At 40.4% G+C, this 14,727-nt stretch carries 11 protein-coding genes and 1 rRNA gene; 5 read left to right on the top strand and 7 right to left on the bottom strand.

Annotated elements, in window-relative coordinates:
* The first annotated feature begins 39 nt into the window (after positions 1 to 39).
* Together waaA and RF53_RS11020 are read left to right on the top strand one after the other, a co-directional pair.
* Positions 40 to 1,323: a lipid IV(A) 3-deoxy-D-manno-octulosonic acid transferase gene (gene waaA, locus RF53_RS11025; RefSeq protein WP_039037689.1), complete on the top strand. Its 1,284-nt coding sequence runs from the start codon at positions 40 to 42 to the stop codon at positions 1,321 to 1,323.
* Complete coding sequence (locus RF53_RS11020; protein ID WP_039037688.1) at positions 1,320 to 1,868, top strand: DUF1415 domain-containing protein; 549 nt, start codon at positions 1,320 to 1,322, stop codon at positions 1,866 to 1,868. The genes waaA and RF53_RS11020 overlap by 4 nt, the downstream gene beginning before the upstream one ends.
* Before the next feature lie 30 nt (positions 1,869 to 1,898).
* Here the strand turns inward: RF53_RS11020 and RF53_RS11015 are convergent, their stop codons facing one another.
* From RF53_RS11015 to purL, 4 genes are all read right to left on the bottom strand, one after another.
* On the bottom strand, positions 1,899 to 2,228 hold the full coding sequence (locus RF53_RS11015; RefSeq protein ID WP_006791592.1) for a YdbL family protein: 330 nt from the start codon (positions 2,226 to 2,228) through the stop codon (positions 1,899 to 1,901).
* A gap of 10 nt (positions 2,229 to 2,238) precedes the next feature.
* Positions 2,239 to 2,436 carry a YnbE family lipoprotein gene (locus RF53_RS11010; protein WP_010556932.1) on the bottom strand — a complete coding sequence of 66 codons (198 nt, stop codon included), beginning with the start codon at positions 2,434 to 2,436 and terminating at the stop codon, positions 2,239 to 2,241.
* A gap of 2 nt (positions 2,437 to 2,438) precedes the next feature.
* Positions 2,439 to 4,895, bottom strand: a complete 2,457-nt coding sequence (locus tag RF53_RS11005) for a YdbH domain-containing protein (RefSeq protein WP_039037687.1) — start codon at positions 4,893 to 4,895, stop codon at positions 2,439 to 2,441.
* A gap of 133 nt (positions 4,896 to 5,028) precedes the next feature.
* Positions 5,029 to 8,919 (bottom strand): phosphoribosylformylglycinamidine synthase, encoded by a 3,891-nt coding sequence (gene purL, locus RF53_RS11000; protein WP_039037686.1) that lies wholly within the window; start codon positions 8,917 to 8,919, stop codon positions 5,029 to 5,031.
* A 211-nt stretch (positions 8,920 to 9,130) separates the two neighbouring features.
* Between purL and mltF the strand changes: the two genes are divergently transcribed.
* Both mltF and RF53_RS19520 read left to right on the top strand, forming a co-directional pair.
* Positions 9,131 to 10,546, top strand: coding sequence for a membrane-bound lytic murein transglycosylase MltF (mltF, locus tag RF53_RS10995; RefSeq protein ID WP_039037685.1), 1,416 nt, complete (start codon positions 9,131 to 9,133; stop codon positions 10,544 to 10,546).
* 179 nt (positions 10,547 to 10,725) lie between these two features.
* The gene (locus tag RF53_RS19520) at positions 10,726 to 10,893 is read left to right on the top strand and encodes a hypothetical protein (RefSeq protein WP_006791597.1); all 168 of its coding nucleotides are present in this window, start codon (positions 10,726 to 10,728) and stop codon (positions 10,891 to 10,893) included.
* Positions 10,894 to 10,901: 8 nt separating this feature from the next.
* Here RF53_RS19520 and tadA read toward each other — a convergent pair whose 3' ends face one another.
* A complete protein-coding gene (gene tadA / locus RF53_RS10990) occupies positions 10,902 to 11,399 on the bottom strand; it encodes a tRNA adenosine(34) deaminase TadA (protein ID WP_039037684.1) in 498 nt (165 codons plus the stop codon).
* 178 nt (positions 11,400 to 11,577) lie between these two features.
* On the opposite strand from tadA, the gene RF53_RS10985 reads away from it, so the two are divergent.
* Complete coding sequence (locus tag RF53_RS10985; RefSeq protein ID WP_010556927.1) at positions 11,578 to 12,882, top strand: inosine/guanosine kinase; 1,305 nt, start codon at positions 11,578 to 11,580, stop codon at positions 12,880 to 12,882.
* A 15-nt stretch (positions 12,883 to 12,897) separates the two neighbouring features.
* Here the strand turns inward: RF53_RS10985 and glsB are convergent, their stop codons facing one another.
* Both glsB and rrf read right to left on the bottom strand, forming a co-directional pair.
* Positions 12,898 to 13,821, bottom strand: coding sequence for a glutaminase B (gene glsB, locus RF53_RS10980; protein ID WP_006791600.1), 924 nt, complete (start codon positions 13,819 to 13,821; stop codon positions 12,898 to 12,900).
* Between the two features lie 674 nt (positions 13,822 to 14,495).
* Positions 14,496 to 14,610 (bottom strand): 5S ribosomal RNA (gene rrf, locus RF53_RS10975).
* Between the last annotated feature and the right edge of the window lie 117 nt (positions 14,611 to 14,727).

Genomic DNA, 14,727 nt, shown 5'->3' with positions numbered 1-14,727 from the left:
GCGTTAAACTAAGGGCACTTACCTCAATAAAAGTTCAGTATGGCACGCATTTTTTACTCATTCGCTTTAATTTTAATTAGCCCGCTGATTGTATTTTACTTATATGTATTAAGAGGTAAAAAAAACAAAGGCTATCGCGCACACTTTAAAGAGCGTTTTGGCTTTGTGAGCAAAAGCTTATTTACAATCAAAGGCAAACCGTTAGTTGTGCACTGCGCCTCTGTAGGTGAAGTACTTGCAGCTGCACCTCTTATTAAAGCGCTGCAAAAACAACACCCACAGCTTAATATACTTATTACCTGCAATACCCCTACAGGTCGCGAGCAAATAATTAATCAGTTTAAAAATACCGTGGCGTGTAGTTATTTACCTATGGACTTTGCGTTTTCGACCGCCCGATTTTTAAAACGTATAAACCCACAAGCGCTATGCATATTAGAAACCGAGCTTTGGCCCAACTTAATGGCAATAAGCCATAAAAAGAATATTCCGGTACTGGTACTTAATGCTCGCTTGAGCGAAAAATCGCAACAAGGGTACCAAAAGGTGCCCAAGTTAACGCAAATAATTATGCGTTCAATCACGGTACTTGCAAGCCATAATAAAAAAGATGCCGAGCGGTTTATTGAGCTCGGTTTAACCTCCTCAAAAAGCCATGTTACAGGCTCAATTAAGTTTGATATAAGCCCAAGCAATGAGCAACTAGCCTCAGTTGCAAACCTTAAAGCACAATATAAAACCCAAGAGCGTTTTGTATGGGTAGCAGGCTCTACTCATCCGCTTGAGCACGAAATGATATTAAATGCCCACCAGCAACTATTAAAAAAACACCCTAATTCGCTTTTAGTTATTGCCCCTAGACACCCTGAGCAGTTTGATAAAGTAGCCGACACGTTAGCTCAAAGCCCGCTTAGCTTTAGCCGTCGCAGCAACAATAACTATCAAAAAGAGCAAGTACTATTAGCTGATACACTTGGCGAGCTGCAATGTTTATATGGGGCTGGTAATGTCAGTTATGTAGGCGGCAGTTTAATTCGCCGCGGCGGGCATAACCCACTTGAAGCTGCAGCTTTTTCAGTTGGCGTAATAACTGGCCCACATACGTATAATTTCGATCATATCTACCCTGAGCTTATAAAATTAAAAGGCGCTGTGGCTGTTGAAAACACCGATGAACTTGCTACACAATTAATTAACTTAAGCCAAAACACTAAAGCTTGCCAAACTTTAGGGAATAAAGCGCAGCAGTGCGTATTAAAAAACCAAGGCGCCATTAAAAAAACATTAACCATAATTAATCAGTATTTAGAGCCACAAGCATGACCAATTTAGCTATTACTCAAACCCGTGAGTGGGTATCGTCTGTTATTGTAAAATATAACTTTTGCCCATTTGCCCGCAAAGAAGTTGAGAACAACTGCATTCATTATGTACTTAGCCCAGCAGTAAAAATTGATGATGCGGTAATGGATATGCTTGAGCAATGCACACAGCTTAATCAAAATCCAGAGCGCGAAACCACATTAATACTGTTTGATAACGGCTTTAGCGATTTTGAAGACTTTTTAGATTTAGTTGATTTAGCCAATGCGCTACTGGTTGCACAAGGCTTTGAAGGTAAATATCAAATTGCTAATTTTCATCCCGATTACGTGTTTGCCGACAGCGACGAAGATGATGCAGCAAATTACACAAACCGAGCTCCCTACCCTACATTGCATTTAATTCGCGAATTAAGTATGAGCGAAGCGCTTGATAACTATAACGAGCCTGAATCTATACCAGAGCACAATATAAAACTTGCAAGGCGCAAAGGATTCGACTTTTGGCAGCAACTTTTAGAAGGCATAAAAAAACCGAGCGCATAACGGCTCGGCTTTTAAGTATCAAATTCAATGTTACTTTTTAACCCAGCTGCCATTTACTTCAACATAATGACCACTTTGGGTTTTTTCGATTGTTTTAGCCGCTGCGAGTGCTTCTACTTGGGCGAGCGATAGATTGTTCTTTTTAGCTAGTTTTAAATACTGAGCTTTACGCTTTGCGTTAATTTCTTCAACAACGGCTTTAGCTTCGCTATTTTGTACTACTAAGCCTAAATAACCCGAACTGTTCTCACCCACTAATCCTTGGCTTTTAGCATCATCTAAACTAATCGCCCACGCCGAAAACGACATACACACTGCACCAATTAAAGTGGCAATACTTAATTTATTTTTTATAGTCATCATTTAGCTCCTAAAATAATTCGCTGTCGTCACTGAACAGGGTATCGAGTTCTTTATCTACCTTTACACGAATTTCGTGATCAACCTTTACATTGAGGTTGATAGTTATTGGCTCTTTAGCTGCTACTTCTACTCTGTGTGTACATGCGCTCAATGCGCTGATAGCAGCAAGGGCTATGATTGCCTTAATGCTTAACGAATTTTTCATCATTAGTTTCCTTTTTGAGAATATTGCTGCTCAACTTTTTGTGTTATTTCGTCACTTAATCTTAGCGCTCTTAGTAGCGTAAACACGTTTTCTTCGTGATTATAATTAAAATTAACTTGCTGCTGTTGTGGCTCATTAAAGCCTTGTAAATTAACACCTAAATTTAACCAACCATCACTGTTAAGTGCTACTGTACTATTAAGTTTTTGTATATCAAGGTTTTTAAGTAAGCTCAGTACAGGCTGTAATTCTTGCTGCTGTTGCATAACAGAGTCAAACGCTGTGTTATTGCTAATAATAAGCTTACCTTCACCTTGGTTTAATAAGTTGCCATTTGTAACCTCTACCCCACTGTCACTAAAATGAAGTGGCAGCCACCCTTTTAATCGGCCCGTTAAGGTAATTCCCGACTTATCATCAAGGGTAATGAGTTTACTCGCATCAATATCTTTAAAAGTAACATTGGCTGTTTGCTGCGATTTTAAAAGCGTGTATTTATCTAATTCAAAAACTCCATCAAACACATTACCGCTTATATCAAATGCTTGCGCGCTGTTATTAACCACTTTTATTCTACCGTTGATATTATTAACTACTGCGCCAGCTCTTAATTCATTGAGGTTAAAGGTAGTTGGCTCAACATTAAGCTGCCCTGAATCATATTGCCCACTAAGTTGCGCCCTAAACTGATTAGCTAAGTAATCGTTATAAAGCGCGCTGGTATCATCAATAGTTAAATTAAAATTGGCTTTTTGTAAGTTAACATCGCCACTAATACGCCCATTAAACTCGCCTTGAGTGAGTTGAGCTAACGGTTCAAATTGGCTAACGAGTGAATTTAACGAAAGCACACTTTGCTGCGGTATAATCACTTCAAACGGATGCGCTACCTTTGAAACATGGTGATTGGCCACCAGCTCAACACCATTTACAAACACGTGATGAGACGCTTTAAGCGCGCGACTTTGCAGCCCGGTTGACGTTACGTTTATTGTATTTAAATCGACATTTGGGCTTGTCAGTTTATTTATTTGGGTGTTTGCATTTAAGTGAGCAAATAACTCTCCCACACCTAAGTTTGCCCTTGCACTGAGGGTGTTATTAATACCGGTGAGTTTATACTCTTCGTATTGAGCGCCTTTAAACTCACTTTTTAAAACCACGCTTGCATCGAGCTTTTCACTCATACTTGCCACTAGTTTACCTGTGTAAGTGTTAATAGTAGTGCCATAAGCAACGGCTTTATCAAAGCTAAATGTAGTACTTACTTTACCTACGGGTTTAGAGTCAACAAGTTGAGTAAGTGTAAAGTCGCCATGGGCTTTAATATTATTAGCCTCAGCCGGTAAAAATTCAGGCAAAGCGGTAAGCGTAATATCGTAATTACCGCTTAATTGAGCGTTTTTAAGCTGCGCACTTAGCGTTATAGCGTCTATTTCATCCGTATGTAGCTGTGCCTTTAGCTGTATGCGTGCGCTTTGTAACGGTGCAGCAGTATTTATAAACGTATCTGTAACCGTTATATCTATATTTTGCTTGGCTTGCACTGCACTTTTGAGCGTTATTAACGGTAAGGTTAGGTTGTTATGTGCAAAATTAATTTGTTTAGCTAAAGCCCATTGCCAATTAAGTGGAAGCTGCTTTATGGCAAATGACTTGTAGCCACTTTCAGGAATAAGAGATTGGCAGTTATTACTAATCGTTACATTGTTTTTAAGCTGGCTTGGGTCTATATCAAGCTTTTGGCTATTTAAGTTATATGTAGCGCTTAGTACACCTTTTGAGCTATTTGTTATACCACAGCTTTGTATTTTATAGTCATACAGGGTTTGTAAATTACCAGCAAGGCTCGCCTCTATCCCGTTAAAGCTAAATGTTTGCGTTGTATTAAAGCTAAGTCCACTTAATAGCTCGTTATCTGTTTTAAGTAACTGTTTAAGCAATTCATCACTAACTTTAAGCTGCCCTTGTACCTTATTATTGTAAAGCGTAGCACTGGCACTTAAATCACCATTTACGACAAACTGGTTAAGCTTAGGCTCGTTAATGCTTATAATTAAAGGCTGATTTAAAAACTCACTGTTTATACTTAGTTGCTCAACTGTAATTGTTGGTCTTTTTTCGGGCAGGGCTAAATCTAAAATTGTTGCAGGGCTGCTTACTTTATTACTTTGAGGAAGTGGATTTAGATTAAGCGCTGCATGTTTAATTTCAACATGGCGAGTATTTGCGGTAACGCCTTCAACAACAAGCTCTTGATTTTTGTAACTTAAACAGGCTTTTTGTATATACACATTTAACTTGCTCGTAAGCGAAAAATCTAAGCAACTTAAAGTAACACCTGCTTTTTCAAGCTGGGGGGCTACAGCCCGTTGTAATAGTGGCAAACGAAATACATAGCCAAGCAAAACTATACCTAGCAATACAGCACCCATAATTAAACCAACGCGCTTTAACATACTATCCTTATAAGCTTTTATTCATACCTTACAAACTATCGTAATTTTAAATCTACGCAATCAAAAAAGGCTGCACAGTGCAGCCTTTTTTATTTTACAGCTAGATTATGAATCTAACTTGTATATGTTGTTTTTAACCTACATTTTTACGTGCATTACGGAACATGCGCATCCATGGGCTATCTTCTTGCCACTCATCAGGGTGCCACGAGTTAGCAACAGCGCGGAATACACGCTCTGGGTGCGGCATCATTACTGTTGCACGGCCATCAGTAGAAGTAATACCGGTAATACCTTCTGGTGAACCATTCGGGTTAGCCGGGTATTGTGTTGTCGGGTTACCGTAGTTATCTACAAATTTAACCGCAACAGTGCCGCTTTCAAGCGCAGCTTTAGTGGCGGCATCGTTTGCAAATTCTGCATGGCCTTCACCATGAGATACAGCAATTGGCATACGCGAACCAGCCATTCCATTAAAGAACACAGACGGGTTTTCTTGTATTTCAACTAAGCTAAAGCGTGCTTCAAAACGCTCTGACTTATTTGTTACAAAACGTGGCCAATGCTCAGTACCCGGAATTAACTCTTTCAATGTTGATAACATTTGACAACCATTACACACACCTAAGCTAAAGGTGTCTTCACGGTGGAAGAAGTTTTGGAACTGATCGCGTGCCATATCGTTAAACAATATAGACTTAGCCCAGCCTTCACCGGCGCCTAATACGTCACCATAAGAGAAACCACCACACGCCACTAAGCCTTTAAACTGCTCAAGAGTTAAACGCCCTTCGAGGATATCGCTCATGTGTACATCAACAGCGGCAAAACCAGCACGGTTAAACGCAGCAGCCATTTCTAGGTGCGAGTTAACGCCTTGCTCACGTAAAATAGCCATTTGCGGCTTAGCGCCCGTTGCAATGTAAGGTGCGGCTATATCTTCGTTTAAGTCAAAGTTAAGTTTTACGTTTAAGCCTGGGTCTTTTGCATCAAACTTGGCATCAAACTCTTGCTTAGCACAATCAGGGTTATCACGACGTGCTTGCATTTGGTACGTTGTTTCGGCCCAAATAGTACGTAATTCAGTACGAGTATGATTAAGTACTGTTTGCTCACCACGGTTAAATACAATGCTATCGTCGCTATTAAGCGAGCCAATCACGTGGCTAATTGCAGCAACACCGTGTTGCTCAAATACAGCATTTACGGCATCTAAATCGCTGTTAGCCACTTGAATTACCGCGCCAAGCTCTTCGTTATAAAGTGCTTCTAGGTCTGTCCCGGTTAAACCAGCTAAATCAACAGTCACACCGGTGTGCCCAGCAAACGCCATTTCAGTTACAGTAGTAAATAAACCACCGTCTGAGCGGTCATGATAAGCAAGTAACTTGCTATCAGCGACAAGTGCTTGCATGGCATTGTAAAAGCCTTTAAGTAGCTCAGGGCTGTCTACATCTGGTGTAACATCACCAAGCTGTTTATAAACCTGTGCAAGGCTTGATGCACCCATGCGGTTTTTACCCGCACCTAAGTCAACTAAAACAAGCGAAGTGTCGCCTTTATCAGTGCGTAACTGTGGAGTTACTGTTTTACGTACATCGTCAACACGGCCAAAGGCTGTAATAATAAGCGATAACGGCGACGTTACTGATTGCTCAGCACTATCGTCTTCGTTTTTCCATGTCGTTTTCATCGACATAGAATCTTTACCTACCGGTATAGTTAAACCAAGCGCAGGACAAAGCTCTTCACCTACCGCTTTTACGGCTTCGTAAAGGCCGGCGTCTTCGCCTGGGTGACCCGCTGCAGCCATCCAGTTAGCAGATAGCTTAATGTTCTCTAGGCTACCAATATTGGCACAGGCAATATTAGTTAACGACTCTGCCACCGCTAAACGCGCCGAAGCACCATAATTTAATAGTGCTGCCGGCGTGCGCTCACCTAGGGACATAGCTTCACCGTGGTAAGTGTCGTACGTTGCCGCAGTAACCGCACAGTTAGCTACAGGTACTTGCCAAGGGCCAACCATTTGATCACGTGCTACTAAACCGGTAACCGAGCGGTCACCAATAGTAATTAAGAATGTTTTTTCTGCAATAGTAGGTAAGCGTAACAAACGCTGCGCGGCATCAGCTACGTTAATAGCGTTTGCATCAATGGCAGTGCCCGTTACTTGCTGAGATGTTACATCGCGGTGCATTTTAGGCGCTTTACCTAACAATACATCTAGCGGTAAATCGACAGGGTTATTATCAAAATGATTATCTGCTACAGTTAAATGAGGTTCAGCAGTTGCTTCACCAATTACTGCATACTGTGCACGTTCACGCTTACAAATTGCTTCAAAGCGATCAAAATCTTCAATACCTACAGCAAGTACATAGCGCTCTTGCGATTCGTTACACCAAATTTCATGTGGTGCCATGCCAGGCTCATCGTTAGGGATATCACGTAGTTGGAATTTACCACCACGGCCACCATCGTTTACCAGTTCAGGAAACGCATTTGATAAACCACCAGCGCCTACATCATGTATAAATGCAATTGGGTTTTCGTCGCCTAACTGCCAGCATTTGTCGATGACTTCTTGGCAACGACGTTCCATTTCAGGGTTTTCACGCTGTACAGAAGCAAAGTCTAAGTCTTCGTTTGATTGACCCGATGCCATACTTGATGCAGCACCACCGCCTAAACCAATATTCATAGCAGGGCCGCCTAGTGCAATAAGTTTTGCACCTACTGGAATCTCGCCTTTTTGAACATGATCAGCACGAATATTTCCTAAACCACCGGCAAGCATAATTGGTTTGTGGTAACCACGTACCTCTTCACCATTGTGGCTTGTTACTTTTTCTTCATACGTGCGGAAGTAACCCAATAAGTTAGGACGACCAAACTCATTATTAAATGCAGCACCGCCCAGTGGGCCATCCATCATAATATCAAGCGCGTTGACTATACGACCAGGTTTACCAAAGTCGCTTTCCCACGGTTGCTCGTAACCTGGAATACGTAAGTTAGAAACCGTAAAGCCAACTAAACCGGCTTTTGGCTTCGAGCCACGACCTGTTGCACCTTCGTCACGAATTTCACCACCTGAGCCGGTAGCCGCCCCCGAAAACGGTGCAATAGCCGTTGGGTGGTTATGCGTTTCTACCTTCATTAAAATTTCTATGTCTTCTTGATGATACGCATATTCACCTTGCGCATTCGGGAAGAAGCGACCCGCTTTTGAGCCCTTCATTACTGCCGCGTTATCTTTATACGCCGACAATACATTTTCAGGATTGTGCTCAAATGTATTTTTGATCATTTTAAACAGCGATTTTGGCTGTTCAATGCCATCAATTGTCCAATCAGCATTAAATATTTTATGACGACAATGCTCTGAGTTTGCTTGGGCAAACATAAATAATTCGATGTCGTTAGGATTACGACCTAGCTTTTTAAAGTTTTCTACTAGGTAGTCAATTTCGTCATCGGCAAGGGCAAAACCTTGCTCAATATTTGCGGCAGCTAATGCTTCGCGTCCGCCACCTAAAATATCAACTGATGACATTTCACGAGGAGAATCATTACGGAACAACTGTGCTGCAGCTTCAAGCTCAGTGTGTGTAGCTTCGGTCATACGGTCGTGTAATAACGCCGTTGCTTGTGCAAGTTGCTCTGCACTTAGTTCACCTTCTATATAATAAGCAATACCACGCTCTACACGGTGAACCTGTTTAAGGCCACAGTTATGCGCTATATCGGTTGCTTTAGATGCCCAAGGAGAAATGGTACCAGGGCGAGGTGTAACTAAAATAAGTGTGCCAGCTGGGGTATGCTCGGCAATAGTAGGACCGTAAGTTAATAGCTTTTCAAGCTTGGTCTGCTCATCAATACTCAAAGGCGATGTTAAATCGGCAAAATGAGCATACTCGGCATATACGCTGGTGACTGGAAGTTGCGATTGTTTGCAACGCGCTAAAATTTTATTAACTCTGAACTCTGACAGTGCTGGTGCACCACGAAGGATCAACATAGATAATTTCATCCGGGGTTAGGGATTGAACGATATTTTAGGCACGCATTATAGTCCAATTAGTCATCATATTTAACTCCAAATTTAGCTTTTCATAAAATTAACTTTTTAGCTTTATTTATAATCCGTTTTAGCTAATAAAATAAAAGGGAAAGTGACGAAATGGCTAAGTTTTGTTATAACGGGTGTTAGCGTGTTAAAGGGGCACTCAATGTTCAAAGAAAAGCTAATAATAATCATCACTTTAGTTATGCTGTTATGTGCATGTAATATGCAAGAACAGCCAACTCAACTTGCCCACATCAAAGAGCAAAACAAAATACGTGTTGGCACGTTAGCAAGTGCGAGCAATTATTATCAAGCAGTTCAGGGCGAGCAAGGCTTTGAATATGAGCTTTCTCAGTCTTTTGCTGATTACTTAGGTGTTGAACTTGAAATAGTCCCCTTTTTTAATTTATCTGATATGTTTGATCGCCTTGAAAGTGGTGACTTAGACTTAATTGCCTCAGGACTTACTTACAACAAAACGCGTGCGGAGCAATATAGGTATGGCCCAACTTACAGAACAATCAGTCAAAAATTAGTATATAAACAAGGCCGCGTTCGTCCTCGTAAGTTTGACGATCTAGATGGAAACTTTACGGTTATAGCAAAAAGTAGCCACTCACTTACCCTGCAAAAAGCTCAAAAGAACAACCCATCACTCAGCTGGATAGAAAGTGAAGAATTTGACGAAGAAGAACTTTTGCAAGCGGTTATAGATGGTGAAATAGACTACACTCTTGCTGATTCCCACACTCTTTCGTTATTTCGCCGGTATCACCCTAATTTAAGTATTGGCTTCTCAGTAAGTCATAATGACCCAATTGCGTGGATACTTCGCAAGTCAAAAGATGATTCTTTATATGCGCTGCTCGTGCCATTTTTTGGTGAAGTAAAACAAAACAACCAACTTTATGTACTCGAAGAAAAATATTTTGGTCATGTACGCCAGTTTAACTACGTAAATACATTAGCTTACATAGAGGCAATAAAAGAAACGTTACCTACATATCAGCCATGGTTTGAACAATACGCAGGAGATCTTGATTGGCGTTTATTAGCTGCATTAAGTTACCAAGAGTCGATGTGGAACCCTCGCGCTAAATCACCAACGGGAGTTCGCGGTATTATGATGCTTACACGCATTACAGCTAAACAAGTTGGTGTAACAAATCGTCTCGAGCCTGAACAAAATATTCGTGGCGGTGCTCAGTATCTAAGCAAATTAATAACCCGTATTCCTGATAGAATTCCTCAACCAGACAGGACGTGGCTTGCTTTGGCTGCTTATAATGTTGGTTGGGGTCATGTGAACGACGCGCGGATTATCACCCAACAACAAGGGGCAAGCCCTGATAAATGGGCCGATGTAAAAAAACGCTTACCGCTATTAATCAAAAAGCGATATTACCGTAATACACGTTATGGCTATGCCCGTGGCGATGTGGCTGTAAAATATGTTGATAATATTCGCAGATACTACGACGCGCTTGTATGGCTTGATGAAAACAATGCGATGACCGAAGAAAATATCACTACAGAGCGTGATGACACCAGCAATATAAAACAAGATGAATCGCCATAGCGGATTATGGATTAATGCGATATTTATTAATTATGAAAGTTTACGGCTTCAAAGTAGTGGGTAACTAAAATATCTGTTTACTTGTCATTAAATGATCACTAATGTGTGGTAATTGTATATTTCAATTTTTTCAAAGATATATCTTGTGCCTTTCTCACTCTCACGCATTAGGAGAACACATGCTAAAACGTAGACGCACACAAAAATTAAAAAGAAACGTTATTTATTCAACGGCAACACGTCGTCGTATCATGTTACGTGGTTTACACAAAAAAATAATTTGGCGTCGCCGTATGTTTGCTATGCAACAAATGGAAGCACAAGACACTATACCAGCGGGCAATTAATAATATTTCTAAGCCCCACGAGCAGCCTTCTTGGCTGCTTTAATTTGCGCCCTTCTTCGCTTAAAAAATTCAGATATAGTGTTACCACATTTATCGGCTAATACCCCTCCAATAACTTCAACTTGATGGTTAAGCCTTGGTTCTTGCAGTAAATTCATAATAGAGCCAGCTGAACCAGTTTTTGCATCTGGAGCTCCAAATACTAAACGCTTTATTCTGCTATGCACTAATAATCCTGCACACATAGAGCATGGCTCAAGTGTTACATATAACGTGCAGTCAATTAAGCGATAATTATTGAGTGCTTTGCCAGCTTCTCGTACTGCAATCATTTCGGCATGAGCTGAAGGGTCATTATCAGTTATAGAACGATTGTATCCAGATGCTATAAGTTGATTATCTTTTACTAAAACAGCACCTACTGGGATCTCATTAAGCTGCTCGGCTTGTTTTGCATACAAAAGCGCTTGTTCCATCCAATAAGCGTCGTCAAATGGCTTGTTCATTATTTCTTCTTAAATTACGTTTTATGCTTTAATTATACCTAGTTAACCTCCTAAAGCGCGGCAATGATTACTTTATTGCAAAAATAAAACACTATTTAGCTGTTAATAATGGCTCACTGACGCTGATTTACGTTATAATCTCTCGCTTTTTTTATTTAGCTCACAACACGGGTAGCGAATGAAATTTCCTGGACGCCGCAGGCATAAACATTATTTTCCAGTGGAAGCCAAAGATCCACTAACTAATCAACTTAACGCAACAGATAGATTACAACGTAGCTATATTACGGGTATCGATCAAATAGTTGTTGATATAGAAGCAAAAGTTGATCAAGCTTTCCTTGATGAGTTTCAACTACGCAGAGGCATGTCACAAGTTATAGACAGTGACATAACAAATGCTCTTTACGACCGCTTAAAATTAAACGACATGGTTGATTATGAATTTGCAGGTGGAACCATTGGTAACACAATGCACAACTATTCTGTACTTGCAGATGATCGCTCTGTTTTATTAGGCGTAATGAGTGAAAACATTAAAATTGGCAGTTACGCATACCGCTTTTTATGTAATACCTCAAGCCGTGTAGACTTAGACTATTTACAACCTGTTGATGGGCCAATAGGCCGTTGTTTCACTCTTATTGACGAAACGGGCGAACGCACCTTTGCAATCAGTGCGGGTTTAATGAATTACCTTCGTCCAGAATCAATAGATAAATCGTTGATAGAAAACTCATCGGCTTTAGTCATTAGTGCATACCTTATGCGAACACAAGATGACGAAACTATGACTGATGCGACTATGCAAGCAGTTAAATATGCTAACGATGCTGGCGTGCCTGTTGTTCTTACACTAGGCACTAAATTCTTAATTGAGCAAGACCCTGCTTGGTGGGCAAACTTTGTTGAAAAGCATGTAGATATTCTTGCTATGAACGAAGAAGAAGGCTTTGCTATTACAGGGTTTGAAGACCCGCTTTTAGCAGCAGACAAAGCACTAGACTGGGTAGATCTTGTTATATGCACTGCAGGTGAAAAAGGGCTATTCATGGCAGGCCATGTTGACGACAGCTTTAAACGTGAAACCGAATACCCACTACTGCCTGGCGCTATTGCAGACTTTAATCGCTATGAATTTTCACGCGCTATGCGTAAAGCAGATTGCGAAAACCCTATAAGAGCATACAGCCATACGGCTCCTTTTATGGGCGGACCTGACTCAATCAAAAATACCAATGGCGCTGGCGACTGTGCACTCGCTGCTGTACTACATGACTTATCAGCAAATGTTTATCATAAGCTTAATGTCGCTAACTCAGCAAAGCACGATCAACAAGCTATTACATACTCATCTCTTGCACAAATAAGTAAATATGCAAACAGAGCAAGTTATGAAGTACTTGTTCAGCACTCTCCCCGCTTATCGCGAGGTTTACCTGAGCGTGAAGATTGTTTAGAACAGGTTTATTGGGAGCAATAAGCTCCCTTCATCTCTCTAAAAGATAGAAATATCAAGCTTTTTAGATAGCAGCTCTAATGCTGCTATTCCTGCTACTGAGTTACCAAACGAATTAAGCCCTGGGGAATAAACGGCTACTGTAAACTTATTAGGTAATACCGCAAGAATAGTTCCTGACACCCCTGATTTACCTGGCATACCGACCCTATACCCAAAATCACCCGCAGCATCATATAAACCACTGGTAAATAATAATGAATTAAGCTGTTTATTTTGACGACTACTTAAAACCTGCTCACCAGATAGCTGATCAACTCCTTTATTTGCCAAAAAGCTATATGCCTTAGCGAGTTCAACACAATTAAGCTCAATAGAGCAAAAGTTGAAATACGACCAAAGCACATCATCAACGTCATTCTCAAAATTACCAAACGATTTCATTAAATGCGCCATAGCAGCATTGCGGTGTCTAAATTCATACTCAGAATTAGCCACTTTTTTATCAATCACAATGCCGCGATTACCTGATAGTAATCTGAATGTTTCGAGCATCGAGTGCATAGGTGCAGACAAGCGGCTATAAAGCGCATCACAAGTAACAATAGCACCCGCATTTATGAATGGGTTACGCGGCACACCTTTTTCAAATTCAAGTTGCGTAAGCGAGTTAAACGCTGTACCAGAGGGCTCCTTACCTACCCTGTTCCAAAGTTCGTCACCATAACGCTGTAACGCCATGGTTAATGTCATCACTTTAGATACTGACTGAATGGTAAATCGCTGAGAACAATCACCTGCGCAAATGATTTCACCCTCAGTAGTGTATATGGCAATAGAAAACTGCTCAGGGTCAACCTCAGCAAGTGCAGGGATATAATCGGCTACTTTCCCTTTAGACAGTAAAGGGGCGACTTCTTGAGTAATTTCATTTAATACACGTTGGTAATCTGTAGTAGGCAATTAACACCTCAAATAGATTTAGCTAAATGAAAATATTACCATGCCTCAGATTAAACGAGCTAGTTTAGTTAGATGAAATTAATTGTATTGTGAATTATATTCGCAATAAACATTCTAAAGCGAGGTCAAACGACAAGAAAAAACAATTAATGATAAGTACCACTAATTGGCAAATTCAATAACCTATTTATATCACCTAAACATAAGGCTATTATTCACCAAACCTTAAACTCTTTAACAGTAATATTTAATCAACCCCTGATAGAAAAGCTGACGCTCATAGGGTTAAAGGTATCAGTTATTAGACAGTGATAAATAATATAACCTTATTGTTTATATTATTACCTTACTTAAGACTAGATCCTTTAATTATACGAATTAGTAAAGCTCACCTTGAAATTGTAACTTAATTGATTTACTTCATTTCAAAATACAAAAAGCGTCACTTTACTCAACAGGCTTCGCTTAATTAAAGTCGTTGCACCACTCACTTGAATATCCGAGGGATAAAAAGTCACATCGCTGATAGCATACTTTCATTGTGTTGGTCGGTATTATGTAAGCTCACTTTAGGATTGGTATTATTACTGAGCTCGGTATGCTTAACGCCAATTTACTAAACCCCAGACAACAAAAAACCCGTTACATTGCTGTAACGGGTTTCTTTAATTAGATCCTGGTAATGTCCTACTTTCACATAGCAAATGCTACACTATCATCGGCGCTGTTTCGTTTCACTACTGAGTTCGGCATGGGATCAGGTGGGTCCAAAACGCTATTGTCACCAAGAAAATTCTTTTCAATTTTCTTATTTTTATTAAGGTTAAAGTCCTTCGACTGAATTTGAAGCCTGGCAATGTCCTACTTTCACATAGCAAATGCTACACTATCATCGGCGCTGTTTCG

Origin of the sequence: Pseudoalteromonas sp. ECSMB14103 (assembly GCF_000813065.1) — a bacterium.
Lineage (GTDB): Bacteria > Pseudomonadota > Gammaproteobacteria > Enterobacterales > Alteromonadaceae > Pseudoalteromonas > Pseudoalteromonas marina.
The sequence above is the reverse complement of the archived record's forward strand: the minus strand, read 5'-3'. Positions and strand labels throughout refer to the sequence as shown.